Source organism: Longimicrobiaceae bacterium, assembly GCA_035936415.1.
Taxonomy (GTDB): domain Bacteria; phylum Gemmatimonadota; class Gemmatimonadetes; order Longimicrobiales; family Longimicrobiaceae; genus JAFAYN01.
The window spans coordinates 1-26009 of the sequence record DASYWD010000582.1 but is presented as its reverse complement, the minus strand read 5'-3'; the positions used below and the strand labels follow the sequence as shown (position 1 = coordinate 26009).

The 26009-nt window shown below is 71.6% G+C and carries 18 protein-coding genes and 1 tRNA gene; 15 read left to right on the top strand and 4 right to left on the bottom strand.

Features of this window, described 5'->3' with window-relative positions; all coding sequences use genetic code 11:
- The 3 genes from VGR37_23375 to VGR37_23365 all read left to right on the top strand — a co-directional run.
- A partial coding sequence (locus VGR37_23375; protein HEV2150360.1) for a PDZ domain-containing protein occupies positions 1–407 on the top strand: 407 nt, incomplete at its 5' end.
- 237 nt (positions 408–644) lie between these two features.
- Positions 645–718, top strand: a tRNA-Pro gene (locus VGR37_23370).
- A gap of 519 nt (positions 719–1237) precedes the next feature.
- Positions 1238–1669 (top strand): TonB-dependent receptor plug domain-containing protein, encoded by a 432-nt coding sequence (locus VGR37_23365; protein ID HEV2150359.1) that lies wholly within the window; start codon positions 1238–1240, stop codon positions 1667–1669.
- A 316-nt stretch (positions 1670–1985) separates the two neighbouring features.
- On the opposite strand, the gene VGR37_23360 is transcribed toward VGR37_23365, so the two are convergent.
- Together VGR37_23360 and VGR37_23355 are read right to left on the bottom strand one after the other, a co-directional pair.
- Entirely contained in the window at positions 1986–4394 is a 2409-nt protein-coding gene (locus VGR37_23360) for a serine/threonine-protein kinase (protein HEV2150358.1), read from the bottom strand.
- Positions 4387–4944, bottom strand: coding sequence for a sigma-70 family RNA polymerase sigma factor (locus VGR37_23355; protein HEV2150357.1), 558 nt, complete (start codon positions 4942–4944; stop codon positions 4387–4389). The genes VGR37_23360 and VGR37_23355 overlap by 8 nt, the downstream gene beginning before the upstream one ends.
- A gap of 180 nt (positions 4945–5124) precedes the next feature.
- Between VGR37_23355 and VGR37_23350 the strand changes: the two genes are divergently transcribed.
- From VGR37_23350 to VGR37_23305, 10 genes are all read left to right on the top strand, one after another.
- Positions 5125–6981: a multicopper oxidase domain-containing protein gene (locus VGR37_23350; GenBank protein HEV2150356.1), complete on the top strand. Its 1857-nt coding sequence runs from the start codon at positions 5125–5127 to the stop codon at positions 6979–6981.
- Positions 6982–6998: 17 nt separating this feature from the next.
- Positions 6999–8948: a multicopper oxidase domain-containing protein gene (locus tag VGR37_23345; GenBank protein ID HEV2150355.1), complete on the top strand. Its 1950-nt coding sequence runs from the start codon at positions 6999–7001 to the stop codon at positions 8946–8948.
- Between the two features lie 227 nt (positions 8949–9175).
- On the top strand, positions 9176–10369 hold the full coding sequence (locus tag VGR37_23340) for a hypothetical protein (GenBank protein HEV2150354.1): 1194 nt from the start codon (positions 9176–9178) through the stop codon (positions 10367–10369).
- A gap of 288 nt (positions 10370–10657) precedes the next feature.
- Entirely contained in the window at positions 10658–11992 is a 1335-nt protein-coding gene (locus tag VGR37_23335) for an aminotransferase class V-fold PLP-dependent enzyme (GenBank protein HEV2150353.1), read from the top strand.
- Between the two features lie 171 nt (positions 11993–12163).
- Positions 12164–12364, top strand: coding sequence for a hypothetical protein (locus tag VGR37_23330; GenBank protein ID HEV2150352.1), 201 nt, complete (start codon positions 12164–12166; stop codon positions 12362–12364).
- Positions 12365–12528: 164 nt separating this feature from the next.
- The gene (locus VGR37_23325; GenBank protein HEV2150351.1) at positions 12529–13179 is read left to right on the top strand and encodes an SHOCT domain-containing protein; all 651 of its coding nucleotides are present in this window, start codon (positions 12529–12531) and stop codon (positions 13177–13179) included.
- 222 nt (positions 13180–13401) lie between these two features.
- Positions 13402–14712 (top strand): cation:dicarboxylase symporter family transporter, encoded by a 1311-nt coding sequence (locus VGR37_23320; GenBank protein ID HEV2150350.1) that lies wholly within the window; start codon positions 13402–13404, stop codon positions 14710–14712.
- A gap of 12 nt (positions 14713–14724) precedes the next feature.
- Positions 14725–16056: an amidohydrolase family protein gene (locus VGR37_23315; protein ID HEV2150349.1), complete on the top strand. Its 1332-nt coding sequence runs from the start codon at positions 14725–14727 to the stop codon at positions 16054–16056.
- Between the two features lie 68 nt (positions 16057–16124).
- The gene (locus VGR37_23310; protein HEV2150348.1) at positions 16125–17852 is read left to right on the top strand and encodes an ABC transporter substrate-binding protein; all 1728 of its coding nucleotides are present in this window, start codon (positions 16125–16127) and stop codon (positions 17850–17852) included.
- Positions 17849–19531: an ABC transporter substrate-binding protein gene (locus VGR37_23305; protein HEV2150347.1), complete on the top strand. Its 1683-nt coding sequence runs from the start codon at positions 17849–17851 to the stop codon at positions 19529–19531. Before VGR37_23310 ends, VGR37_23305 begins: the two co-directional genes overlap by 4 nt.
- Positions 19532–19580: 49 nt before the next feature.
- On the opposite strand, the gene VGR37_23300 is transcribed toward VGR37_23305, so the two are convergent.
- Entirely contained in the window at positions 19581–21179 is a 1599-nt protein-coding gene (locus VGR37_23300) for an alpha/beta fold hydrolase (protein HEV2150346.1), read from the bottom strand.
- Positions 21180–21613: 434 nt separating this feature from the next.
- Between VGR37_23300 and VGR37_23295 the strand changes: the two genes are divergently transcribed.
- On the top strand, positions 21614–22150 hold the full coding sequence (locus tag VGR37_23295; protein ID HEV2150345.1) for an SRPBCC family protein: 537 nt from the start codon (positions 21614–21616) through the stop codon (positions 22148–22150).
- Between the two features lie 120 nt (positions 22151–22270).
- On the opposite strand, the gene VGR37_23290 is transcribed toward VGR37_23295, so the two are convergent.
- Positions 22271–23236, bottom strand: a complete 966-nt coding sequence (locus tag VGR37_23290; GenBank protein HEV2150344.1) for a DPP IV N-terminal domain-containing protein — start codon at positions 23234–23236, stop codon at positions 22271–22273.
- Between the two features lie 162 nt (positions 23237–23398).
- Between VGR37_23290 and VGR37_23285 the strand changes: the two genes are divergently transcribed.
- Positions 23399–25774 carry a BTAD domain-containing putative transcriptional regulator gene (locus tag VGR37_23285; GenBank protein ID HEV2150343.1) on the top strand — a complete coding sequence of 792 codons (2376 nt, stop codon included), beginning with the start codon at positions 23399–23401 and terminating at the stop codon, positions 25772–25774.
- Positions 25775–26009: the final 235 nt, after the last annotated feature.

Here is a 26009-nt window from a genome sequence, read left to right as displayed (position 1 = left end):
CTCCCCCGCAGGCGGCCGGGAGCGCGGCGCCCCCGCCCCCGCTGTCGCTGGGGATCCGCACGAAGGAGGAGGCGGGCCGCACGCTCGTGGGGAGCGTGGCCACGGGGAGCCCCGCGCACCGCGCCGGACTGAACGCGGGCGACGAGATCCTGGCGCTGGACGGGCTGCGCACCAGCGCGCGCGACCTCCCCGTGCGGATCATGGAGCGGGAGGAGGGCGAGGTGGTGGAGGTCGCGGTGTTCCGCCGCGACGAGCTGCTGAGGATCCCGGTCCGGCTGGAGCGCGCCCCGCCCGTCCGGGGGGTGCTGCGGAGGGTAAAGGACCCGACCCCGCTGCAGACGGCGATCTACGAGAGCTGGCTGGGGAGCGGATCGGCCGTCGCACCGTCTGCAGGGAGGGAGTGTTGATCCGGAGGCGGGCGTCCGCTAGCTTCGCGGTGCGGGCATGCAGGCCGGAAATGGTCTCGTCGCCACTGCTCGAGAGCGGGCCGAAGTCGCTGGGTTATTGGTAAGATCCCAGCGGCGCTCACTTGCCCGCTCTCGCTTTTTGGGGCCGCGCAGGGTTGACGGGAGGCAGGAGGGGGGTTAATTTTCTTCTCCCTGATTGGACGGGCTCGCTCGTCCGCCGGGATCGGGGAGAAGGCTCGGGACGTGGCGCAGCCCGGTAGCGTACCTGAATGGGGTTCAGGGGGTCGCGGGTTCAAATCCCGCCGTCCCGACTGTCACAAGCGAAGGCCCTGCATCGTAAACCGATGCAGGGCCTTTCTGCAATCCAAGACCATGGGTCCAGTTCCTCCCGCATCAAGGCCCCGATCAACGTACCGGACCGGCGGGCGCTACACACCGCCCGTGAAGTTTGCGCCACACCAGGATCCCCCATTTAAGCCAGCCAGGCGCTCGGTGCAGAACCTGGCCTCGCCTCTGTTTACCTGGCTGTTCCACCTCCCCAAAGTGGCAGGTCCTGGTGTGGCCCCGCGGAGCTGCTGCACCTGCGCTCGGCCGCGCTCTGCGCCCCCGAAGACCTGCGGGCCGTGAGCTGCGTCACCGAGGCGGGAGGTCTGCTCGAGGCAATGGACCGGCTCGCGGCCGCCGTCGGGAACGGCTGGCCATCGAATCCGCGGCAAGGGTGGAGCAGGATTGAAACCATTTCACGCGTGCCTGCGTCCAACATTGGAGAGCAGGCGGTCTACCCGAGCCGTCCGCTCCTCCTCCACCCTCCCCCAGCGCGCGAGGTTCCTATGTCGCCGTCGCATCAGTCCCTCCACGTCCTCCTCTGTGCCGGCTTCCTGGCGTCCTGCGCCGTCGCTCCCGCCCGCGACGCGCTGCAGCCGTCGAGGGGCCATGTGATCTCCGGCGAGGAGATCCGGCGCAGCGGTGCGCGCACGGCCTGGCAGCTCCTCGAGCGCGGGGGCGGGCCTCTGCGGACCGGGATCGGGGGCGCCGGCCAGCTCAGCGCGAGCAGCTACCGGACGATCCACGGCACCGCCTCGTCCAGCGAGCCCCTCCTGGTGGTGGACGGGGCGCGCATGCTCAACCTGGACGTGCTGCGGCAGATCCCGGCCGAGACGGTCCAGAGCATCGAGTTCCTCAGCGGGGTCCACTCGCACGCGTACGCCGGCGGCGCGAACGGGGTGATCGTCGTGCGCACGGCCCCTCCCGCGCGCCGGTGAGGCGCTCTGCGCGTGCCAGCGTTGACGTGATAGAGCGTCGGCGGAAAGCTCTGGCGCATCTCGCGCGGATACCCATGCTCTCGTCGGCGCTGCGGCGATCCGCCCACCGAAGCTACTATGATGATGCTGACCCGCTGCCGTACCGGCAGATTCGGCGCCGTCGGGTCCCGGTTCAACCGCCGTCCCGGCTAGAGCAAACAAGGGCCCAGCAAGCACTTACGCTTGCCGGGCCTTCGTTTCTTTTCGGAGCAGAGCCGGGCGCAGCCGCGGCTGGCGATGCAGGCGGGCGCCGCCCTGGGCGCGATGAGAACGCGAGCTACCGTACCGCGGCGCCTCCCCCGGCGGCCTTCCTCAGCGCGGCCAGGCAGCCAGCGAGGGCGTCTCTCGCTTCGTCGACCTGCGAGTGCTCCCTGGGCAGCACTCGCTCCCGGATGTCCAGGGCTTCCCTCAACAGGGGCTCCGCTTCGGCAGGTCGCCCCGCGTCTACCAGGAGCCGACCCAGCCCGAGCAGAGTCGTGGCGGTGAACGGGTGTCCTTGCGGCAACGCGCGGCGCTGGACCCCGAGCGCCTGCCGGTACAGCGACTCGGCGGCCGCGGTCTCGCCGCGAAGGTGCAGCAGCCGCGCATAGCCCGCCCGGTCCATGGCCACGTCCGGGTGCTGTTCGCCGACCAGCCGGCGGCGGAGCTCCAGCGCCTGGCGGAAGACCGAGTCCGCCGCCGCGTAGTCACCACGGTCGCGAAGCACCCCGGCCAGGTTGCTGAGGCTGACGCTCACCTCGAAGTGCTCCGGGCCCCAGAGCGCCCTGCGCGCCGCGAGCGACTCCCGGTGGAGCGCCTCCGCGGCCGCCAGTTCGCCGCGCTCGCGCATGACGTGGCCCAGGTTGTTCAGCGACTGCGTCAGCGCGGCGGGCTCGACGGCGACGCGGCTCCGGTCGATGGCGAGCGCCTCGCGCAGCAGCCTCTCCGCCTCGTCGTAGCGGCCCTGCATGCGGAGCACCATCGCCAGGCCGTTGAGCGAGCGTGCCACCTCGGTGCTCTGGTCGCCGTGCTCCGCCCGGCGCGCGGCGAGGATGACCCCGTACAGCTCACGGGCCGCGTCGTAGCGCCCCGCGAACCGCAGCACGTCGGCCAGCTGGTTGGCGACCGATATGGCCTCGGGGTGCGTCTCACCACGCAGTCCGCGGAGCAGTACGTAGCTCGAATCCAGCAGCTCGATCGCCCGGTCGTACTCGCCCAGGCCGTGATAGGCCTTCCCCAGCGCGAAGAAGAGGCGCGAGCGCGCCTCCGGCGCCTCCGGCGCTCCGGCGCGGAGCTGGGAAGTACCGTTGTCGAGCAGCTCCCGCACGGTCATCGCCTGGCCGTCGGCCCGGTGCGGATCCGCGTCGTACAGGAGCCCGAGGAGGAACGCCTCCACCTGCTGCGCTCGGTCACGCTCGGTGGCGATCCGTCCCGCCTGCACGGCGGTCAGAGCGCTGAACCCGAGGAGGAGCGTGGCGGCCGCTCCGGTCAGTGCCACGCTGACCCGGTTGCGTCGCACAAAGGTGCGCACCCGGTACCATCGGGTATCCGCTCGTGCACTCACGGGGAGTCCGCGCAGGTGGCGCCGCAGGTCGGTGGCCAGCCGATCCGCGCTCGGGTACCGCTCGTCGGGCGAGGGGCACATCGCCTTGAGCACGACGGCGTCGAGGTCGCCACGGAGCCGGCGCGCCAGGGCGGCTCGCTGCGGGTCCGTCGCGGCCGCGCGGGCCACACACCGGGAGGGCGGCTCCGGCTGGTGCTCCACCGATGCTCGCGAGACCTCGATCGCCTCGCCGCCCCGGTGGTGTGGATGCTTGCCGGTGAGGAGAAGGTACAGCACCACGCCCAGCGCGTAGACGTCGCTGGAGGTGGAGATGCGCTCCCCTCGCAGCTGCTCGGGGCTGGCGTACCCCCGCGTCATCAGCCGGTGACCGGGCCCGGTCAACTCTTCGCTGCCGGTCGGATCGCCGAGGAGCTTCGCGATGCCGAAGTCGAGCAGCTTCGGCTGGCCCTCCTCGGTGACCAGGATGTTGGAGGGCTTGAGGTCGCGGTGCACGACCAGGTTGCGATGCGCGAACTGGACCGTGTCGCACACCCTGCAGAAGAGGGCGATCCGTTCCTCCACGCCGAGCCCTCGGGCGTCGCAGTACCGGTCCAGCGGCACGCCCTCCACGTACTCCATCGCGAACCAGGGGACGCCCGCGTCCGTGAGGCCGCCGTCGACGAGACGGGCGATGTCCGGGTGGTCGAGCGAGGCGAGGATACGCCGCTCCTCCACGAAGCGCTGCAGCGCCTGGCCCGAACGTGCCCCCTCGTGCAGGAGCTTGATGGCGACCCGCTGCCGGAGCTCCGGGTCCTCCCGCTCCGCGAGGAACACCGCGCCCATGCCCCCGCGCCCGATCTCGCGGACGACGCGGAAGGACCCGATCCGTCGGCCCGTCTCTGCTCCGCGCGCTTCGTCCGGGCCGCCCCCCTCCAGCAGCGGCGCCAGGTAGCTCACCGCCGCGTCGTCCAGGAAGCCGTCGCCGCGGTCGAGCGACGAGAGCAGCGCCTCCACCTCCGCGCGCAGCGCGGAGTCGGCGCCGCACTGCTCGTCCAGCAGGAGCCCGCGTCGCTCCGCGGGCGCCTCGAGCACGGCGTCGAGCACCTCCGCAACCCGGGCCCAGCGGGTCCGCGCGTCCATCGCCGCTCCGCGGGGCTCAGCCATCGAGCTCCCGGTACAGCCAGGCCCTGGCCTTCGCCCAGTCCCTCTGGATCGTGCGGGTGGTTACCTGCAGAACGTCGGCCGTCTCGGCCTCGGTGAGCCCGCTGAAGAAGCGGCACTCCACCACCCGGCAGAGCCTGGGATCGAGAGCCTCGAGCCGCTCCAGCGCCTCGTCCAGGGAGATCAGCGTCTCCGCCCGTTCCTCGACGACGATCGCGGTGTCCTCCAGGCGCACCTGCCGCCGTCCGCCACCGCGCTTGGCGGTGTGGTGCTTCCGCGCATGATCCACGAGCACGCGGCGCATCGCCCGGACGGCCAGAGCGAGTAGGTGGTGTCGGTCGGAGATGCCGGCGCGCGTCTGCTCCGAGAGCCGAAGGTAGGCCTCGTGGACCAGCGCCGTAGTGTTCAGGGTGTGGTCGATCCGCTCGTGCCGCAGGTAACGCTGCGCCAGGCGGTGCAGCTCCGCATACACGGTGGGGAAGAGATGGTCCAGCGCCGTAGGGTCGAAGCTGGGCCGGGCGGAGGAGCCTGGTGCGGAGTCGAGGGAGGCCATGGGCGGGGAGCAGAGAGCAGAGGGGGAGTACACTCTCCGGCGTGGGTTCCATGGAAGATGTACTCGCCGGCGGCGATCTGCAACCGTCGAGGGGGTGTCGATGTCGTGTTCCTGGACGGTTCTGCGCGTATAGACCAGTGTGGGACCTCTCGCCCCTCCCGTCCTGCCCGAAGGAGCCTCGTGTTCATCCCGTCCCGACCATTTCTCGTCGCCGCGGCTCTCGTGTGCCTGGGCGCCCCTGCCGCAGGGCAGTCCGTCGGGCGCGCCATCGCCAACCCGAACACGGCCGCCGCCGGCTCGCTGCGGGACGGGGTGTTGACCGTACGGCTGGAGGCGCGCCGGGCGCGGTGGTACCCGGAGGCGGAGGACGGGCCGTACTTGGAGGTGCAGACGTTCGGGGAGGCAGGAAAGCCGGCACGGGTCCCAGGGCCGCTGATCCGGGTGCCGCAGGGCACCACGATCCGTGCCCGCGTTCACAACCGGCTCGCCGCGCCGCTGGTCCTTCACGGGCTGCATACCCGACCGGGGTCGCCGGAAGACACGGTGCATGTCGCGCCGGGCGCGACCCGTGAGCTGCGCTTCCCGGCCGGGGAGCCGGGAACCTACTTCTACTGGGGCTCGACCACCGGCACCGGGATGGAGGAGCGGGCCGGCGTGGACAGCCAGCTCTCCGGCGCCTTCGTGGTGGATCCGGCCGGCGCGCGCGCCGACGACCGCGTCTTCGTGCTCGGCGCATGGCTCGACCCTGCGGGCGAGGGCCCGGAGACGCGAGAGGTGATGACGATCAACGGGAAGGGATGGCCCCATACCGAGCGCTTCTCCCCCACGGTCGGAGACACCCTGCGCTGGCGGTGGGTCAACCCGACCTGGAGCTCTCACCCGATGCACCTGCACGGCTTCTATTTCCGCGTGGACAGCCGCGGCGCGTGGGCGGCCGACACCGTGTACCGGCCCGAGGCGCGCAGGCTGGCCGTCACCGAGCTGATGCTCCCGGGAGGCACCGCCGCCCTGACCTGGGTCCCCGAGCGGGAGGGGAACTGGCTCTTCCACTGCCACTTCCCCTTCCACATGTCGGCCGGGGTGTCGCTCCCCCGCGTGCCCCACGCCGCCGCCCACGCGGACGACCACGACGACCACCGGATGGCCGGGCTGGTGCTGGGGCTGCACGTGCGTCCCCGTCCCGGCTCCGCGGCGTCGGCAGCTCCGCGGCGCGACCCGCGGAAGCTGAGGCTGCTGGTCCAATCCACACCCGGGCGCTACGGCGACGCACCGGGCATGGGGTACGTCCTCCACGGCGATCGAGAGCCGGCGCCCGATTCCATTCAGATCCCCGGCCCTCTGCTCCTCCTCCGACGGGACGAACCGGTGGCGATCACGGTGGTGAACCGGCTGGCGGAGCCCAGCAGCGTGCACTGGCACGGGATGGAGCTGGAGAGCTTCCCCGACGGCGTTCCCGGGTGGAGCGGCTCGCCGGGCAGTCTGCTTCCGCCGATCGCGCCGGGCGACTCCTTCACGGCCGTCTTCACGCCTCCGCGCGCCGGCACCTTCATCTACCATCCGCACCAGAACGAGCTGGGGCAGATCAGTTCGGGGCTCTACGGGGCGATGCTCGTGCTGGAGCCGGGGGAGGAGTTCGACCCCCGGACGGACCACGTGCTCGTCGTCGGCCAGGCGGGGCCCACCGTCGACAGCCCGGGACTGGTCAACGGGAGCGCCACGCCGCCCGCGCTGGAGATGCGTGCCGGCGAGACCCACCGCATCCGCCTCGTCAACATCACCAACGACTGGCGGGTGATGTTCTCGCTCGTGACCGACAGCGCGTTCGCGCCCTGGCGCCCCGTCGCCAAGGACGGAGCGGACCTCCCGCCGGCCCACTCCACCCCCGGACCCGCGCACCTGCTCACCGGCCCCGGCGAGACCGCGGACTTCGAGATCACGCCGGCCCAGCCCGGAGGGCTGCGCCTGGAGGTGAAGACGCAGCTTTCCGGCTGGCACGTCCCCGTGCACGTCCGCGTGCGGGACGCGGCTCGCCCATGACCCGCCCGCGCACCCCGATGCAGATCCTCCGGAACCATGCCGCTGCCGCGTTCCTCGCCGCCGCGGGCGCCATCCCGGGCGCGAGTGCGCAGAGCGCCGCACCCGCGCCCTCGCTCGCGCGTGTCGCCCCCGCGCCGGTCGTCCCCAACGACAACCGCACGCCCGCGGGACGGCGGCGTGGCGACGTGCTGGAGCTGCAGCTGATCGCCGGGCCCGCGCGGTGGCGCCCCGACCCGGGGGTGGACACCGCCGTGACGGTGCAGGCCTTCTCGGAGAGCGGAGGCCCGCCGCGGATCCCAGGCCCGCTCCTGCGGGCGGAGGAGGGGACGGAGATCGAGGTGCGGGTGCGCAACGCCTTCCCCGACTCGACGCTCGTGGTGCACGGGCTGCGCGCCGGGGCCGTGGCGGACGACACGCTGCACGTCGAGCCCGGCTCCACCCGCAGCGTGCGCTACCGGGCGGGCGCGCCAGGCACCTACCTCTACTGGGGGAGCACCACGGGCGATTCCATCCATCACCGCTCGCGGCGCGACTCCCAGCTCACGGGCGCGATCGTCGTCGACCCGCGAGGGACGCGCCCCGATCCGGAGGAGCGGATCTTCGTGATGACGGTGATCGACCTCTACCCCGACTCGGTCCGGAACCCCGCGAAGGAGGACATCTGGGAGCTGGCGATCAACGGCCGCTCCTGGCCGCACACGGAGCGGCTGGAGTACCCGGTGGGCGACACGATCCGCTGGCGGTGGCTCAACGGCACCTATCTCCTCCACCCCATGCACCTGCACGGCTTCCACTTCCGGGTGCTGGCCAAGGGGGACGGCGCGCGCGATACCACGTACACCGCGAGCACCGCCCGCCTCGCGGTGACGGAGTTCATGGTCGCGGGGAGCACCTTCCGCATGGAGTGGGTGCCGACGCGCGCGGGGAAGTGGCTGATGCACTGCCATATGATCCCGCACATCACCCCCTACCCGGCGCGCGCCGACAGCGCCCGCGGCCACGACTCGCACGACGTGGCGCGCCACCCGCTCGAAGCGATGGCGGGGCTGGTGCTGGGGATCACGACGACGGATGGTGGCGCCCACGCATCCGCGGCTCCGGCGCCCGCGCGCCGCCTGCGGCTCTTTGCGCAGCAGGCGCCCGCGGACAGCGGGGCGATGGCGCGGCGCGGCTACGTCCTCCAGCGCGGCGCAGAGCCGCGGCCGGACTCGGTGGAGGTCCCCGGCTCGACACTGCTGCTCACCCGCGGCGAGCCGGCGATGATCACGGTGATCAACCGCCTCCGGGAGCCGACCACCGTCCACTGGCACGGGATGGAGCTGGAGAGCGTGTTCGACGGCGTCTCGGGGTGGAGCGGCAGCGGATCGAGCATGGCGCCCCTCCTGGCGCCGGGCGACTCCTTCGCCGTCACGATCACGCCGCCGCGCGCCGGGACCTACATCTACCACACGCACATGGACGAGGGCCAGCAGCTCGGCGCCGGGATGTACGGCCCGCTCCTCGTCCTGGAGCCGGGCGAGCGGCACGACCCGGCTACGGACCTGCTCTTCGTCCTCGGGAGCGTCGCGCGGCGCGCGGAGCCGGAGGGGTCCGGGGGCGGCGTCCCGGCGGGTCCGCCCCCGGACCCGCGCGTCGGGGTGACGGCGCTCAACGGCCGTCCCGAGCCGCTTCCCCTCGATCTGCGCGTCGGGACACGGTACCGGCTGCGCTTCGTCAACATTCTCCACGCGTCGGCCGCGGAGGTGACGCTGCGCGCGGATTCGGTGCCGCTCGTCTGGCGGCCGCTCGCCAAGGACGGCGCCGACCTGCCGTTCGCGCTGCGGGGGGAGGTGGCGTCCCGCTTCCGGCGCTTCGGCGTGGGCGAGACCTACGACTTCGAGTGGACGCCGGCGCGGGAGATGGACGCCGTGCTCGCCGTGCGATCGGAGCAGGGCACGATCCGGCAGGTCCTGCGGGTGCGGCCGTGAGCCCCGGCTCCCGTACCCGCTCCGATCCGCGGCAGGGGACGGCGCGTCCGTTCCCCCCGGGTCACCGGAGCATCACGAGGGGCAACGCGCGATGGAGGCTCGTACTGCTGCTGACCGGGGCGCTGGGCGCGGCGTTTGGCGCCGGGTGCGCGGGAGCGGGCGGAGCGTCCTCGCCGATCGCCTCGCCGGCGGCGTCCGCTGGGGATCCCCGGGCGTCGGCGAGCAGGGTGATCTCCAGGGCGGCCCCCGCGCGATACCTGTACGTGTGGGCGGGCGACCGCGACGAGCAGCACTCCGACTTCCTGGCGGTGGTGGACGTGCGGCCCGAGAGCCCCACCTACGGCGACGTCGTCGCGACGGAGCCGGTCGGGATGCGCGGCTCCATGCCCCACCACCTGGAATACGAGCTCCCGCCGCCGGGCACGCTCCTGTTCGCGAACGCCCACCACCGCGAGCAGGTCCTGCTCTTCGACACCGACGATGCGGCCCGCCCGCGCCTGGTGCGGACGCTCTCGCCGCCTGCCCCGTTCCGCTACCCGCACGACTTCGTCCGGCTGCCGAACGGGAACGTGCTCGTCGGGTTCCTCCGGAGCGAGGGCCCCAGTCCCCTGCCTGGTGACACCACCCTGCCGGGCGGGCACGGCGGGCTGGCGGAAGTCGACCCTGAGGGGCGGCTGCTCCGCACCTCGAGCGCAGCGGACTCGAGTATCTCGGAGCCGATCCGGACCTACGCGTTCGCCGTGCTCCCGGAGACCGACCGCCTCCTGACCACGGGCGCGCGCATGATGGAGGCCCACAGCGCCCACGTGGTCCAGGTGTGGCGGCTCTCCGACCTCGCGCTCCTCCGCACGCTGCGCGTGCCGCCGGCGCGCCTCCCGAGTGGGGAGACGATGCGCTTCGGGCACTGGCTCCCCTTCGAGCCGCGTGTGATGCCGGACGGCTCGGTGCTCCTCAACAGCTACGGGTGCGGGTTCTACCGCGTGACGGGGATGGAGACGCCCGAGCCTGAGATCGAGAACGTCTACACCATCCCGGAGTCGGACGGCAGCGGGTGCGGCGTCCCCGCGGTGGTCGGTCGCTTCTGGGTCATGACCGTGGCATACGGTCACAAGCTTATCTCGCTCGACATCACGGATCCCACGCGCCCCGTGGAGGTGTCGCGCCTGCGGTCCGACACGACCTTCCGCCCTCACTGGCTCGCGAAGGATCCCGGCTCGGACCGGCTGATCGTGGGGGCGGAGGAGAACGGGGGCGAGCACCGGATGCTGATGGCGCGCATCGACCCGGCCACCGGGCGGCTCTCCTGGGACGAGTCCTTCCGCTCCGGGGACGGAAGCTTAGGCGTGAGCTTCCGCCGGGAGAGTTGGCCGCACGGCGAGACGGGGGAGGCCTTCGGGCATTCGGCGCTCTTCCGGCCCTGAGCCTTCTACGGTATCGATGTGGTCCCCGTGCCGGGTGCGCGCCGGTCGCGGATCTCGCCGCGACCATCGTCGACGTGGCCGCGCTCGCCACGTGATATCAGAAGCCCCTCTCCGCTCGCCTCTTCCCGGCGCCAGCGAAGCGGGCGGGCGAGGTGGTCCGCTTCGACAATCCGCACCTCGCCCCTGCGGTCGTGATGCCACTCGGCTGAGGACTTCCGCCGAGCGTCGCCCGGCAATGGTCGCTCACGGGAGCGCGCCATCTCCCGCTCCTTCTTCCAAGAGCCCGCCATGATCCACCGCCGCAACTTCCTGACCCGCACTGCCGGCGCACTGGGTGCCCTGGCAGTCGCGCCCGCGCCGCTGCTCGCCGACCGGCTTGCGCGCATGTCGACGCTCCTCGACACGCTGGACGCCGACCTCCTGGCGCTCGGCGCCGCCGCCGACCCCGCACGGCTCGCCGAGGATGAGCCGTTCTGGGCCCGTGTGCGCGAGGCGTTCGCCCTCGATCCCGCGGTGGTGAACCTCGACCACGGCTGGACGAACCCCGCCCCGCGGGAGGCGATGGCGGACCTCGTCCGCCTGGCGCGGGAGGTCCAGTCGCTGCCGGCGCATTGGCTGGCGCGCCTGTGGCCCGAGGTGACGGACACCACCGTGCGCGCGGCCCTCGCCGAGGCCATGGGAGCGCCCGGGAAGCAGATCGCGCTGGTGCGCAACGCCACCGAGGCGCTGGACACCGTGCTCCTGGGCGTCCCCCTGCGCGCCGGAGACGAGGTCGTCTGCTCCGCGCACGACTACTACGCCATGCTCGACGCCCTGGAGCAGCGGCGCGCCCGGGACGGCGTGGTGCTGCGGATGCTCCGCCCGCCGGTTCCCGCGCCCTCGCTGGAGCGACTCGCCGAGATGTATGAGGCGGCCATCGGGCCGCGGACGAAGCTCGTGCTGCTGACGCATCCCAGCAACCTGACGGGCCAGCTCCTCCCGGTGCGGCGCATCGCCGCCGCCGCCCACGCGGTCGGAGCGGAGGTGGTGGTGGACGGCGCCCAGTCGCTCGGCCTGCTGGAGGAGCCGGTCGCCGCGCTCGACTGCGACTACTACGGCGCCAGCGCGCACAAGTGGCTCGGCGTGCCTGTGGGCACAGGCGTCCTCTGGATGCGCCCCGAGCACGCGGCGAAGGTCTGGCCCCTCATCCCCTCGCCACCGGAGACGGCCGGGATGTCTCGATTCGAGTGGATCGGGACGTCCCCGGAGTACGTCGCGCCCGCGGCGCTTCCGGCGCTGGCGATCCATCGCACCCTGGGCGCGGCCCGCAAGGCCGAGCGGCTGCGGTACCTGACCTCGTACTGGCGAACGAGAGCGGCGGCCACCCTCCCGGAGGCGCGCTTCTACACCACGGACGGGGCGGCGATGGGCCTCGGGCTCTGCACGGTGGAGTTGCCGGGCGTCGAGTCCAAGGCGCTCGAGGCGCGGCTTCTCGAGCGCCACGGGATCCTGGTCCAGGCAATGTCGGGCAACGCGCGGACCCCCGAGATCCGCGGAATCCGCGTGAGCCCGAACGTCTACACCTCGCCCGCGGAGCTGGACCGGCTGGTCCGGGCGCTGGTGGCCGTGGCCGCCGCCCGATGACGGCCCGCTCCACTGCGGCGTCCCCGGCGCTGCTCCTCCTGGTGCGCGTGTGGAGCACGCGCAGGACTGCCAGCCCATGAACCCGCTGACCGCCGGCCTCCCGGGGCGACTTCATCTCCGCCGTCACGCAACTCGGCGTGACCATTTATGACTTTCACGCTGAGGGCCGCCATGTCTGCCCGCTCCATGCTGCTGATCACCGGTGTCGCGCTCCTCCCGGCCTGTACGGCCGGGGACGAAGCGGTTCCGGCCGATACGGCCGCCGCCGCACCCAACGTGGTCTCCCTCACAGCCGCCGAGTACACGTTCCAGGCGCCGGATGGGCGGTCGCACATCGAGCACGGGATGATCCGGCAGCTGAGCGTCCGCTGACGGTCCATCCCGACTTTCAGCCGCACAGCCCACCGAATGAGTGGCCCCCCGAGATGCCGCGGCCCCTCACGGCGCCGCCAGCACCGCACGGTGCGGCCGGAAGTCTACGGCCGCGGGCGGGGCGGGCAACCCCGCCCCCCACCTCCCCCCACCGTTTCGTGTCCATGACCGACCGGACCGACGACGACGCGCTCCCCCTCGCGGCCAGCGCGTGGGTCTTCCTCTCCCTCGCGGGCGTCGCCTGCGGGATGACGTTCCTCTTCCTGGGCATGCGTGCCGTGATGGAGATCGGCGGCGCGTGCGCGGAGGGTGCCTCGCCGTACGTCATCGCGCGGCCGTGCCCCCGGGGCGTGCCGGCCGCGGTGGTCGGCGGGTTCTGGGCGGGGATCGTGTGCCTGGGGATCTACATCTGGCAGACGACCTCCCGCGGCATCCCGAACCTGGATGTGCTCGCGTGGCCGGCGCTCTTCCTCTCGCTCGGCTGGAACTTCCTCGAGTTCGCCTTCCGCCCCCCGGGCGGCGGCGGGCCGGTCTGGGGTTGGCTGATCCCCGGGGTCGCCTTCATCGCCATGGCGGGCGCACCGCTGGCGATGGCCGCGGGTCCGCAGGTACGCCGCTTCACGAGCTTCCGCGGTGCGCGGCCGCCCCCCGAACCCGAGATCCGGCGGCCGACGCCGCCGCCGGACGCGCCGCGGGGCGCCCAGGTCGTCTCCGCGCTGGAGCGCCTCGCGGCGCTGCATGCGTCGGGCGCGCTCAGCGACGAGGAGTACCGCGTGGCGAAGGCGCGGGTGCTGGACGCGGGAGCGCCGCCATGACGGCCCGGGGCGCCTACTGGCTCGCGCTCCAGCTGCTGGCGGTCGGCGTCGGCATCTGGGGCGGGGTGGCGCTGTTCCGCCTGCTGACCGGATGAGCGGAGCGCCGGGCGAACGGCGGGTCGCTCAGGCGTCGGCCCGTCGCGCCACCCGGCGGGGCCCCGGGGGCGAGCTGCGGCGCTCCGGGGCGCCAGCGCCCGACCACAGCTTCGGAGGTAAATGCCCATGTCACTGACCTCGCGGATCCTCCTCGCGCTCGCCGCCGGCCTTGGCGGAGGCATTCTGCTCTCGGTCATCGACCGGCCCTCGCTCTTTGCCATCGCGTCTGCCGTCGAGCCCCTGGGCACCCTCTGGGTGAGCGCGCTGCAGATGACGGTGATCCCGCTGGTCGTCTCGCTCCTCGTCACCGGCATCGCCTCGGCTACACAGGCGCAGGCGATGGGGCGGCTCGGGGCGAAGGCGCTCGTGCTTTTTCTGGTACTGCTCACGGCAGCCGCCGCGTTCACGGCACTGGCCGCTCCTCCCCTGTTCTCCTGGTTGAGCATCGACCCGGCCACGGCGGCATCGCTGCGTCAGGACGTTTCCATGACGAGCGAAGGGCCGGCGGTACTCCCCCGGCCCAGCCAGTGGATCACCGGGCTCGTCCCCACCAACCCCATCGCGGCGGCGGCCGCAGGCGCGATGCTTCCCCTGCTTGTCTTCACGATTCTCTTCGGCTTCGCCGCCCTGCATGCCGCTCCAGCATCGCGGGAACTGCTCGTTGGATTCTTCCGCTCGGTCGCCGAGGTGATGCTGGTGCTGGTGCGCTGGATCCTGGTGCTCGCTCCCATCGGGGTCTTCGGGCTGGCGCTTCCGCTCGGGCTGCAGATGGGGCTCTCCGCCGTCGGCGCCATCGCCTACTACGTCCTCGTGCTGTCGGGATTCGCCCTCGCCACCCTGTTCGTCCTCTACCCCGTGGCAGCGGCGCTCGGCGGCGTGCCTCTGCCGCGCTTCGCTCGCGCGGCCGCCCCCGCGCAGGCGGTGGCCTTCAGTACGCAATCCTCCCTCGCCTCGCTGCCGGCGATGATCGAGGGAGCGGTGACGCGGCTCGACATCTCTCCCCGGATCGCGGGGTTCGTGCTTCCCCTCGGGGTCTCGCTCTTCCGCATCACCGGCCCCGTCTGGCAGATTCTGGGAGCTCTCTTCATCGCCCGGCTCTACGGGATCGACCTTACCCCCTTCCAGGTGGCAACCGTAGCCGGGATCGCCGTCGTGATGAGCATGGCCGGCGTCGGGCTCCCGGGCGGAGCGGGGATGATGGTCGCGGTTCCCGCGTTCCTCGCCGTCGGGCTGCCGCCCCAGGGCATCGGCCTGCTGATCGCGATCATGGCTCTGCCGGACACCATCATCACCGCCGCCAACGTAACGGCTCACATGGCGGTGGCGACCATCCTCGGCCGGCGGCCGGCCATACCGGCTGCCGCCGGACGGGGCGGCGCACTGGAGCAGCCGAGCGCTGCGACAGGGGCGGGTCCCGCGCCTGCCCCCACCGCCTGAGGACCACGCGGCATGCAGCTCCAGCAGGCGCATCCGCGCTCGTCCTCAGGCGTGAGCGGTTCCCCTGCGCCGCCCGAGTGCCGGGACACCGCTCCTCCGCTCGTCACTCCTCCGGGCTGCCCCGGTCGGCCGAATTCACCGCGGCGATCCGCATATCAAGCGCCGGGCTCCACGCCCGGGATGCACCGCGCGACGGCTCGGGATTGCCGTTTTCTTCGCCTGGCATGCCGTTCAGCGGCGACACACACCATGATGATCTCAACGGCGCGCTCACTCGTGTTTCTGTGCTCGGTGCTGCTGCTCTCCGCCTGCGCCAGCGGCGGTGTCTCTCCACCTGAGCAGCCGGGCACCGCCCCGGAGGCGCAGGAGCGACTCCCGATCCTCGATATGCACATGCACGCGCGCCTGGCACGCCACTATGGCCCGAATCCAGGGCCACTCTGCGCGCCCGTCGTGGCCATGCCCTTCTGGGACCCCGCCCATCCGATCGAGGAGGGACTGCGAGGCTCCACCTCCTGCCGGGAGGTGCTCCCCGCGGCGACGGATGCCGCGGTCCTGGGCGAGACGCTCGCGGCGATGGAGCGCCACAACATCATTGGTGTCCTCGGCGGGGCGCCCGAGCTGGTGAAGGCGTGGCGCGCCGCTGCTCCTGGCCGCTTCATCCCGGGGCTGGACTTCCGACTGGACCGCGCCACCGGCACTGCGACCGCGGCCCCGGATGGCGCTTCATACCGTCCGGTCTCGCCCGACTCCATCCGCGCGCTGCACCGCCGCGGTGACCTGGCCGTCCTGGGCGAGGTGCTGAACCAGTACGGGGGAATCGCCCCGGACGACCCGCGGATGGAGCCGTACTGGGCGCTGGCGGAGGAGCTGGACCTGCCGGTGGGGATCCACATCGGCCCCGGAGGGCCCGGCGAGTTCTACTTCGGCAACCGTGCGTACCGCACCCGGCTGCAGAGCGCGCTGACGCTGGAGGAGGTGCTCATCCGTCATCCCCGGCTGCGTGTCTACGTCATGCACGCGGGCTATCCCATGCTGGACGACCTGCGGGCCATGCTGTTCTCCCACCCGCAGCTGTACGTGGAGGTGAGCATGCTCGTCAACGTGGAGCCGCGACCAGCCTTCTATCGCTACCTGCAGGAGCTGGTGGACGCCGGGTACGGCGACCGCATCATGTTCGGGTCGGACCAGATGGTCTGGCCCGGGCTGATCGACGCGGCGGTCCGCTCCATCGAGGAGGCGCCGTTCCTCACGCACGGGCAGAAGCGCGACATCTTCTACAACAACGCCGCGCGCTTCCTTCGCCTCACTCCGGAGGAGATCGCCCGGCACCACGGCAGGTGATCGCCGCGCCGCCGCCACGCACCCGGACTCCCGGCGCCCGGCAGGGAGCCACCACGCCAGAAGAGCCCATGACGACACCCGCCGCCCCCCGCGTGCCCCTTCCCGGATCGGTCACGGCCCGCGGCGGCCTCCTCGCGCTCCTGCTCCTCGCCGCCTGCGTGCCCGCCGACTCGCGCGGTGGCCCCGACGCGGCGGACGGCGAGATCCCCGAGGCCGAGCGCTACGGCGGGACCGCGGTTGTGCTGCTCGCCCAGGACTTCCAGCCGCTGAATCCGCTGACGGCCGACCTGCGGCCGAACCTGCAGCTTCACCAGTTCGTGCTGTACACGCCGGTGCTGCGCTACGATCGCCAGTTCCGCCCGCTGCCGGGGCTGGCGGAACAGTGGGATACCGTGCGGGTGGCGCCGGACACGCTCCAGCTCACCTTCCGCCTGCGGCGCGACGTCCGCTGGCACGATGGCGCGCCCACGACCGCAGACGACGTACTTTTCACCTTCGTGAGGACCAAGGAGCCGAAAACCGCCTCTCCGCATGCCGCCATGCTTCGTCTCTACAGCCCGGTCGCCGAAAAGCTGGATTCGTTCACCGTACGCTTCCGGGTGCGCGCGTCGCCGGATTTCCTGAGTTTCTGGATGACGCGGCCGCCCGCCCCCAAGCACCTGCTCCAGGCCGTTCCGCCAGAGGCGATGCGCCAGCACCCGTTCGGCGCCGAGCGCGTCGTGGGCAACGGCCCATTCCGTTTCGTGCGCCGTGTTTCGGGGCAGGAATGGATCTTCGAGGCGAATCCCCTTCATCCGCCCGCGCTCGGCGGCCGGCCCTATCTGGACCGTCTCGTGTTCCGCGTCGTGCCCGACGGAACGGGGCGGCTCACGGACGTGCTCACCGGCGCCGCCGACGTGTCCGCGATCCCGCCCGCCCGCAGGGCGGAGGTCGCCGGAGCACCTGAGCTGCGCCTGCACGACTTCCCTGAGGGGGAGTGGAGCTACATCGGCTGGAACCTGCGGCTGCCGCTCTTCCGGGATACGCGAGTACGTCAGGCGCTCGCACTCGGGCTGGATCGAAAGGCAATCGCCCACGCCGTTGCGGGCGGCCCTGCCGAACCCGGTGGCTCTACCGTGACACCGGCCCATTGGGCGTATGACGCCGACGACCCCACGCTGACTCTCCCTCATGATCCTGCGCGTGCGGGGCGGCTGCTGGGAGAGGCCGGCTGGTACGACCGTGATGGCGATGGTATTCGCGAGAACACGGCGGGACAGCCGTTTCGATTCGTCCTGAAGTTCCCGTCCGGGTACGAGCAGTCGCGCGAGGCCGCGGTCGTGTCTCAGGCGCAGCTGCGGCGGATCGGCGTGGACGTCGTCGTCCGGGAGGTCGAGCTGAAGACGCTGATCCAACAGCTGGAGGGGCGAATCGATGCGCGCGGCGAGCGCATACGGGACTACCAGGCCGTGATCCTCGGCTGGGTCGATGGGCCGTTCTCCAAGGATGACTCGCCGTACCTGCACAGCCGGTCATCGATGAACGAGACCGGCTTCTCGAACCCGCGAGCCGACTCGCTGATGGACAGCCTGCGGGTTACGCTGGACCGGGCGGCGGCGCTCCCGCTCTGGAGGGAGTACCAGCGACTGCTCGCCCGGGAGCAGCCCTACACCGTGCTCTACTATCCTGAGTCGCTGTGGTCTGTCCGCGAACGGCTGCAGGATGTGGAGATGGACGGCCGCGGCTTCCTCGCCACGGTGCCACGCTGGTGGATTCCACCCGCCCAACGGCGTACCAGCAGGAGGAGCGCATCATGATCATGCGACCGCGTGGCATGTGCATGCTCGTGGTCCTGGTCGCCGCATGTGGCGGGGGCGACGCGGAGCCGGGGGCGGGCGCCGCACCGGACCAGGTCGAAGAGGCCCAGCGCTACGGCGGCACCGCGGTAGTCGCTCTCTCCCTCGAGCCGCAGGCCCTGAACGTACTCACCGGCGACATGGGCGGCGAGGCGGGAATGATGAAGCGCGATCTTCTGTTCGCCCCGCTGATCCGGTACGACGAGAACTTCGCGCCGGTCCCCTGGCTGGCGGAGCGGTGGGACACGGTCCGCGTTGCACCGGATACGCTGCAGCTGACGTTCCATCTCCGGAAGGACGTGAAGTGGCACGACGGAGTGCCCGTAACGGCGGAGGATGTGCTCTTTTCCTATGAGCGCCTGGTCGATCCCCGGACCGCCTACGCGGGTGCTCACACCTTCGCTCTGTACGCGCCGAAGGGAGAGCTGGTGGACCTGCACACCGTACGGTTCCGGCTCCGCCGGCACGCGGACTTCATGGAGGGCTGGTACTGGAACCCACCCGTACCGAAGCACCTGCTGGCCGACGTGGCGCCCGAGCAGATCCGCAACCATCCTTTCGGAACGCAACCCGTCGGGAACGGTCCCTTCCGCTTCGTCCGTCGAGTTCCCGGCCAGGAATGGGTCTTCGAGGCCAACCCCGACTTTCCCGCGGCACTCGGCGGACGGCCGTACCTGGACCGGCTGATCTTCCGTGTGATCCCCGCGCAGACTGCACTGGTGACCGAGATCCTGACCGGCGCCGTCGACGTATGGCTCGGTGCGAAGCCGTCGGAAGCGGACCGGCTCGCGCAAACGCCCGGCGTTCGCCTGATCGCCTATCCCCACAACAAGTGGGACTACATCGCCTGGAACGGGCGCCTGCCGATGTTCGACAGCCCCGAAGAGCGGCGGGCTCTCACGCTGGCGATCGACCGCCAGGCCCTGGTCGATGCCGCCCTGTACGGGTACGGCATGATCGGCCGCTCGACGGTCACACCCGCGCACTGGTCCTTCGCCGCCGACGATCCCGAGACCCTGCTCCCCTACGACACCGCGGAAGCCAGGCGCCTGCTGGCAGGAGCAGGGTGGCACGACCGGGACGGCGACGGGATCCTCGAGGACGAGCAGGGCCGGCCCTTCCGCTTCACGTTGAAGACCATTCAGGGGGATGATACGTGGAAGGAGGTGGTCGAGATCGTCCAGGCGCAGCTGAGACGGATCGGCATCGACGCGCAGCCCCGGTTGCTTGAGTTCAACACGCTGGTCGGCCAGGGCGAGGGCCGCCTGGACCGGGATGGCGCTCGCACCCGCGACTTCGAGGCCGTGGCGCTGCACTTCTACGACGAGTTCCGGAAGGACGACTCGCAGATCCTCCATTCTCGCTTCGCAGACCGTAGCGTCTACCAGTGGACGGGCTTCTCTCATCCGCGCGCCGACTGGCTCCTGGATACGCTGCCGGTTATCCCGGATCGGGAGGCGGCACGGCCACTCTGGCGGGAGTACCAGCGCCTGATCGTTCACCAGTCACCATTTACGCTGCTTTACTATCCCGAGCGCCTGGTCGCGCTCCGCACCCGGCTGCAGGGGGTCGAGGCGGATGCCCGCAGCGATCTCCTGACGGTCGGCCGCTGGTGGATCCCGCCCGGTGAGCGGCGATGATGCGCTGCACCGAGGAGCAGACCGTTAGGGTTCCGCCTGGGCGGCGTCACTACCGCTTCAGGTGAGCGGCCGTCCAGTCCGCGATGGTGCCGAGCACCTCCGGAGCCACCTCGAAGGACGGCAGCGACTCGTACTTGCTGGGGTTCCCGTCCGGGTCGCGCAGGAAGATGTGGTTCATGTCCTCGAACATCCGCACGGTCACGTCCCTGTTGCCGGCCCGGCGGAAGGCCTCCGCCAGCCTCTGAGCATCCGCAGGCGGGACGTTCCGGTCGGTGGTGCCATGGAGGATGAGCACGGGCACCTGCCGCACACGCCGCGCGGTCTGGAGCGGATCGTATGAGAGGAAGAAGCGGAGCCAGGGCTCCTCGTGTAGCCGTGCCTCCACCTTCGCGAGCTCCGACCGGTACACGGAGTCGCGCTGCTCGGGGCGGATCGCCTCCTTCTGCTCGATGTTGTATCGGCCCTGGTACTCCAGGATCTGCCGCCCGGTGCTCGCGGGTGCCGCCAGCAGGACGATGCCGTCGAGCGCCGGATCGGTGGCCGCGATCATCGGGGCGATCGCCCCGCCCTCGCTCAGCCCCACCAGGCCGAGCCGCCGGCCGTCTATATCCTGCCGGCCGCGCAGGTATGCGAGTCCCGCGCGAATGTCGTCGGCCCGGTCGGCGGTGGTCGCCGATTCGAAGTCGCCCGTGGACTGCCCGACGCCCCGGTCGTCCATCCGGAGAACGGCAATGCCGCGTCGGCCGAGCGTGTCGGCCACCTGGCGGAAGATGCGGTACGGGCCGCCGTACGGCGTGTTGTGGTCACGATCCTGCCGGCTCGAGCCCGTGATCGTGACGACGGCCGGGACGCGCCCGGTTGCATTCTTCGGGATCGTCAGCGTTCCCACCAGCGTGTGTCCGGCCGCGGTCTCGATCCTCACCTCCTCCGCGGTGTACGGCGCGCCTGCCGGCGCAGAGTAGTCGGCCGGCTGCGTCGCGAACACGCGGCCCGGAAGCACCGCCACCCGCTCGATGACCTGCTCGCCCTGCGCCACCCCCCCTAGGATGCGCCCCTCACGGTCCACGGCCAGGCGGGCGTCGATGCTGCCGATCTCGACTCGGGCCGAGTCCGCTCCACGAAACTCGACGGTCGCCAGGACCGTCTGTGCTCCGCTGCTCATCAGGAACACCGGGACCTGGACGCGCTCGCCTCCGAGCACGCGGGCACGGCGAACGACCTGCTCCAGCAGCGACAGCATGGGAAGCTGCGGGTGGTACGGGAGCGCTCCTGACCGCGTACCCAGACGCTCCGCTTTGGACGAGTCGCCGCTGAAAGCCTGCGTGAAGATGCTGTCGCCGCGGAAGAGCGCGACGAGCCGCTGCCTGGGAGGCGCCTCCTCGGGCGCGCCGGGTTGAAGCACCTGCAGCTCGAGACGATCGATCGTGGCGCCGGCATCCACCACGGCGCGGTACGTGATCGGGACTCTCTTGCGTGCCAGAATGCGGCCCTCGAGCACGCCACCCGTGCGGCTGAACCGCTCCACGCTGACCGTGTCCACGCCGCGCATGAGCAGAAAGCCGGCCGTCTCGGGATCCGGCTGCTGGGCGCGAAGCGCGGCCGCGGAGGCGAGCACCAGGAGTGCGGCAGCGGCGAGGGGCTGGATCACGGGAGGCTCCCTGTGCGAAGGATGGACCGGAGGCGTGCAGGTCCTGGGCTGCCGCAAGGCGCGCGCCCGACGCCGCGTGGCGGAATCCGGAGCGCAGCGTTGCCGTAGGTCGTTTGACCGATGCCTTCGCGACGAGCTGGCACTATCCTGCGCTCTGGCGGGCTGGGCCGCCCGGAGTCGGACGGCGGATCGGCACCCGTAGGAAGCCAAGGCCCATCGTGGGTCTTCCAGAAAGGACAGGAGGATCGTATGTGGCACTTCGACGTGTACTGGTCCGCCTTGGCGGTCGGCGGCCACCGGGCAGGCGGTCAGAGCAGGAGACGGCAGAAGTGCCGACACCGGGCTCGGCCCGGGCGCCGGCTTTCTCGCGGATTTCCCGGCGAGAACACCGGTCCGAGATCGGGAAGCCAACCAGGACAGGAGAGACATCGCCGATGAGCGCTACCCATACCCCTGCCGCCCAGGGGGCCGCACGCACGTTCGAGGTCGCGGTGACCCACAGGATCGCGGCCCCGGCCGAGGCCGTCTACGGTGTGTTCGCCGACTATCGTGAAGCGCACCCGCGCATCGTCCCGCCGAGCTTCTTCGTCGGCATGAGCGTGGAGCAGGGAGGGTACGGCGCCGGGACGATCGTTCTCGTGCACGGGCGGTTCGCCGGGCGCACCCGGACCATACGCGGGGTCGTGACCGAGCCCGAGCCCGGTCGCCTGCTCGTGGAGAGCTACCCGGCGGAGCGGATGGTGACCTCCTTCCGCGTGCTCCCGGAGCCCGGGGGCACGGCGTCCCTGGTGACGATCTCCACGGTGATGCCGCGCCGGTGGGGGCCCGTGGGGTGGATCGAGGAGCGCATCGTGCGCCGGCTGCTGGGTCGCGTGTTCGCCGAGGAGCTGGAGCTGGTGGCCGCGTACCTCGCCGGTGTCGGAGTACCGGCCGGTGCGGCGGCATCCGCGGGTGCCGTCCGGGCGTGGTGAGGGGTCCCAGGGTGCGGCATGGCGGGAGGGCGGAGACATCGCCCTCCCGCCATGCGTCCTGCCGGGTGCACCTGAGTGCACCCGGTCATGCCCGACGAATTCCCGCGGCGACCGCTCCGACTACCGAGCTACGGGCGCGTAGTCCCACCCTGGGGCATTCGTAAGCTGCCTCACCCCCGTTCCGTCGGCGTTCATCACGAACACGTCCACGTCGGCCGTGCCCGGACGCTCGGAGGCGAAGTAGATCTGCTGCCCGTTCCTGGACCAGGACGGCCAGAAGTTGCACCAGCTCCCCGCCGGAACGCCGGCCGGCTTCGGTGTGAGGTTGACGAGGTTTTCTCCTGTCGCGTCCATGACGAAGATCGAGCAGTACCCCTCACGCCCGCTCATGAAGACGATCTGCTTCCCGTTGGGAGAAAAGACCGGCATCCGATCCGGGGCCCGATGGTCGGTGAGCCGGCGCTCCTCCCCGGTCCTCAGGTCGAGGACGTAGATGTCCTCGTTCCCCTGGAATCCGCGCTGAAAGGCGATCTGCTTCCCGTTGGGGGACCAGTCCGGCCACAGGTCGCTTCCCGGGTGGTCGGTGAGCCGGGTGGGGTTCTCGCCGTCGGCGTCCATGACGTACAGCTCGAAGTTGCCGTCGCGCCGGCTGTGGAAGGCGATCTGCTTCCCGTTCGGGGAGTAGACGCCCCCCGCATCCGGGCCGGCGCTGTGGGTGAGGCGGACGAGCTCCGTCCCATCGGAGTTCATGGCCCAGATCTCCCGGTCGCCGGACCGGTCGCTGGCGAAGACGATGCGTTTGCCGTTGGGCGACCAGGCGGGCCAGGCGTCATCTGCAGGCAGTGCGAAGGTGAGCCGCGTGACACTGCTCCCATCCGCGTTCATCGCGTAGATTTCACCCATCTCACCGGGGAAGGCGTCGCGCTCGCTGACGAAGACGATGGAGCCGGGGATCCCCCCTCCGTGCTCCCCGACTCCCCTGGCCTCGTTCGCGATCGCGGTGGGCGCAGCGGTCTCGTCCGTGCATCCCGCCGCGAGCAGCGTGAGCAGACCGATGGAGAGTGCGGGGATGGTCGTGCGCTTCATGGGTCCCTCTATGGAATCGGGGTGGTCGTGGGGCTCTGCCAAGCGATCGTGCTTGTAGCCCGTCGAGTGGTGCGCTAACATTGGGGAGGCGCGGTATCTTCGCCGTCTTCGCTCGATATCTTCCCGGTATCTCGCGCCGTTCCCGCCGCAGGAGCCCCCCGCATGCTCTCCCTCCGCCTGTTCGGCGGCCTCCAGGCCCACGTCGACGATCAACCGCTCGCCGGGCGGGCGGCACACCGGAAGCGGCTGGCGCTCCTCGCGCTCCTCGGGACGGTGCCGTCTCGCACGATGAGCCGGGACAAGCTCGTAGCGCTCCTCTGGCCGGAGCACGACGCCGAGCGGGGCCGTCACCAGCTGGCAACCGCGCTCTACGACGTGCGGAAGGCAGGGGGCGAGGAGCTGGTCCTCACCCCGGGGGACGACCTGCGCCTGAACGCGGAGCGGGTCGCGTGCGACGTGTGGGAGTTTGAGGCGCTGCTCTCGGGCGGAGAGCCGGAAACCGCCGTGCGGTGCTACGCGGGCCCTCTGCTGGACGGCTTCTTCCTCTCGGATGCACCGGAGTTCGAGCGCTGGATCGACGGCGAGCGGGACCGCCTCGCGCGCCTCTACGCCCGGACCCTCGAGGCGCTCGCCGCCGAGGCCGAGGCGGGGGACGACTTCGTCGCGGCGGCGCAGCGATGGCAGCAGCTCGCGGCGCAAGACCCCTACAGCTCGCGCGTGGCGCTCCGGCTGATGAGCGCACTGGCCGCCGCGGGCGACCCTGCCGCAGCCATCCGGCACGCGGGGATACACGAGGTCCTCGTGCGGGAGGAGCTCGGGGCGGAGCCCAGTGCGGAGATCGCCGCCCTGGCCGATCGGCTCCGGGCCGGAGAGGTGCCTCCCGCGCGAGCCGCCGTTCCCCTGGAGGCGGCCGCTCCGGCCGAGGCGGAGCCGGTCGGATCCAGCTCGGCTCCCGCCCGGGCGTCCGTCCCCGACGCGCCGGCGGCATGGGTGGACGGCGCGCCCGCCCGGCCCGGGGACGCGACTCCTCGGCCGCATGGCCGGGGGCGGAGGTGGGGGTGGATGGCCGGTGCGCTCGGGGCGGGTGCCGTGGTTCTCGCCGCGAGCCTGTCGCCGCTCCCGGTCGGGGGGAGGCCGCCGGCCGAGGAGGAGCATCCGGCGCCGATGATCGCCGTGCTCCCCCTCAAGAACGACACGGGCGATCCGGGCCAGGAGCACTTCGCCGACGCCATGACGGAGGCGCTCATCGCCGAGCTGGCGCGCGAGGACGGCCTGCGGGTGATCTCCCGCACCTCCGTAATGCCGTACAAGGATCCCGGCAGCCGGAAGCTCCCCGAGATCGCCCGGGAGCTGAACGCGGACCTGATCGTGGAGGGCTCCGTGTTCCGAGATGGAGACCGGGTGAGGATCACGGCGCAGCTGATCCGCGCCTCTTCCGACGAGCACGTTTGGGCGGAGAGCCACCAGGGCGACATCCGGGACATCTTCGCGCTCCAGGGCAGGGTCGCCCGGGCGGTAGCGGGGCAGATCGGGGTCCGCTCGACGGCGCGCTCGGGCGATCTGCGCGGAGGGGCCGCCGGCCCGGTCGGCACCGCCGCGTACGAGTCGTACCTCCGTGGCCGCCAGACCGGGGGCTCGCGGAGCATCCAGGCGCTCCAGCAGGCGATCGCGCTCGACCCGGAGTTCGCACCCGCGTACGCGACGCTGGCGGACCGGCTGGCGCTGGCGGGGTTCTTCGCGGCGCTGCCGCCGGACTCCGCGTTCGGAGGGGCGCGGAGGGCCGCGCTGCAGGCCCTGGCCCGGGACGAAAGGTCGGCGGAGGCCCATGGCGCGCTGGGGATCGTGCTCCTGCACCACGACTGGAACTGGACCGAGGCGGAGAAGCACTTCCGGCGGGCCCTCGCGCTGAACCCGAGCAACGCCTACCTCCGGCACATGTACGCGCACCAGCTGCTCGCGCGCGGACGGACCGAGGAGTCGGCCCGGGAGAGCGCCCGGGCGGCGGAGCTGGATCCGTTCAACGCAGCGATGATCGCGTGCTCCGGGTGGCACGGCCTGGCGGACGGACAGTCCGGGCATGCGGCCACGGAATCGCTCCGGGCGCTCCGGATCCAGCCGGAGTCCTTCTGGCCGGAGCTCATCCTGGGCTGGGCGTACGAGCAGGAGGGGAAGTACCCGGAGGCGATCGCCGCCTTCAAGGACGCGGTCTCGCACTCGGGCGGCAGCTCGTTCGCGCTCGCCGCCCAGGCGCACGCGCACGCGGTCGCGGGCGAGGAGCCGATGGCCCGGACCATCCTCGCCGAGCTGCTCCGGCGCTCCCGGACCGGCTACGTCTCCGCCTACGACCTCGCCGCGGTGTACGCGGGCCTCCGGGACGACGAGGAAGCGCTTCGCTGGCTGGAGCGGGCCTTCGCGGAACGGTCCAGCTTCCTGGTGAACCTGGGATGGGAGCCGCGGTTCCGGAGGCTGCACGCGGACCCGCGGTTCCGGAGCCTGGCGCGCAGGATCGGCGTCCCGGTCCAGCAGGACCGTACCTGAGGCCGCACGGCCCGCCCCGAGACCCCGGGCTCGTTCCGCGCGCTCGCCGGACGCGGAGGCCGGCGGCGTAGCCGCGGAGGAAGGACCGGAAGCAGAAGCATGAGTCATCCCGGAGATTGAGGTCCGGGAGTTGAAGCAACAAACCCTCCGATGGGTCACATCCATCGGAGGGTTTGCTGTATGAAGACGATCGCCTCGGAGCATTGCAGCGCGTCGGCTCTCGCCTCCACACTCT

What these genes read in the sequence shown, in the direction of transcription:
- VGR37_23325 (HEV2150351.1), top strand. Translation starts at nt 12,529, where the DNA reads ATGACCGACCGGACCGACGACGACGCGCTCCCCCTCGCGGCCAGCGCG.
- VGR37_23285 (HEV2150343.1), top strand. Translation starts at nt 23,399, where the DNA reads ATGCTCTCCCTCCGCCTGTTCGGCGGCCTCCAGGCCCACGTCGACGAT.
- VGR37_23315 (HEV2150349.1), top strand. Translation starts at nt 14,725, where the DNA reads ATGCAGCTCCAGCAGGCGCATCCGCGCTCGTCCTCAGGCGTGAGCGGT.
- VGR37_23290 (HEV2150344.1), bottom strand. Translation starts at nt 23,236, where the DNA reads ATGAAGCGCACGACCATCCCCGCACTCTCCATCGGTCTGCTCACGCTG.
- VGR37_23360 (HEV2150358.1), bottom strand. Translation starts at nt 4,394, where the DNA reads ATGGCTGAGCCCCGCGGAGCGGCGATGGACGCGCGGACCCGCTGGGCC.
- VGR37_23330 (HEV2150352.1), top strand. Translation starts at nt 12,164, where the DNA reads ATGTCTGCCCGCTCCATGCTGCTGATCACCGGTGTCGCGCTCCTCCCG.
- VGR37_23345 (HEV2150355.1), top strand. Translation starts at nt 6,999, where the DNA reads ATGCAGATCCTCCGGAACCATGCCGCTGCCGCGTTCCTCGCCGCCGCG.
- VGR37_23355 (HEV2150357.1), bottom strand. Translation starts at nt 4,944, where the DNA reads ATGGCCTCCCTCGACTCCGCACCAGGCTCCTCCGCCCGGCCCAGCTTC.
- VGR37_23320 (HEV2150350.1), top strand. Translation starts at nt 13,402, where the DNA reads ATGTCACTGACCTCGCGGATCCTCCTCGCGCTCGCCGCCGGCCTTGGC.
- VGR37_23310 (HEV2150348.1), top strand. Translation starts at nt 16,125, where the DNA reads ATGACGACACCCGCCGCCCCCCGCGTGCCCCTTCCCGGATCGGTCACG.
- VGR37_23295 (HEV2150345.1), top strand. Translation starts at nt 21,614, where the DNA reads ATGAGCGCTACCCATACCCCTGCCGCCCAGGGGGCCGCACGCACGTTC.
- VGR37_23365 (HEV2150359.1), top strand. Translation starts at nt 1,238, where the DNA reads ATGTCGCCGTCGCATCAGTCCCTCCACGTCCTCCTCTGTGCCGGCTTC.
- VGR37_23335 (HEV2150353.1), top strand. Translation starts at nt 10,658, where the DNA reads ATGATCCACCGCCGCAACTTCCTGACCCGCACTGCCGGCGCACTGGGT.
- VGR37_23305 (HEV2150347.1), top strand. Translation starts at nt 17,849, where the DNA reads ATGATCATGCGACCGCGTGGCATGTGCATGCTCGTGGTCCTGGTCGCC.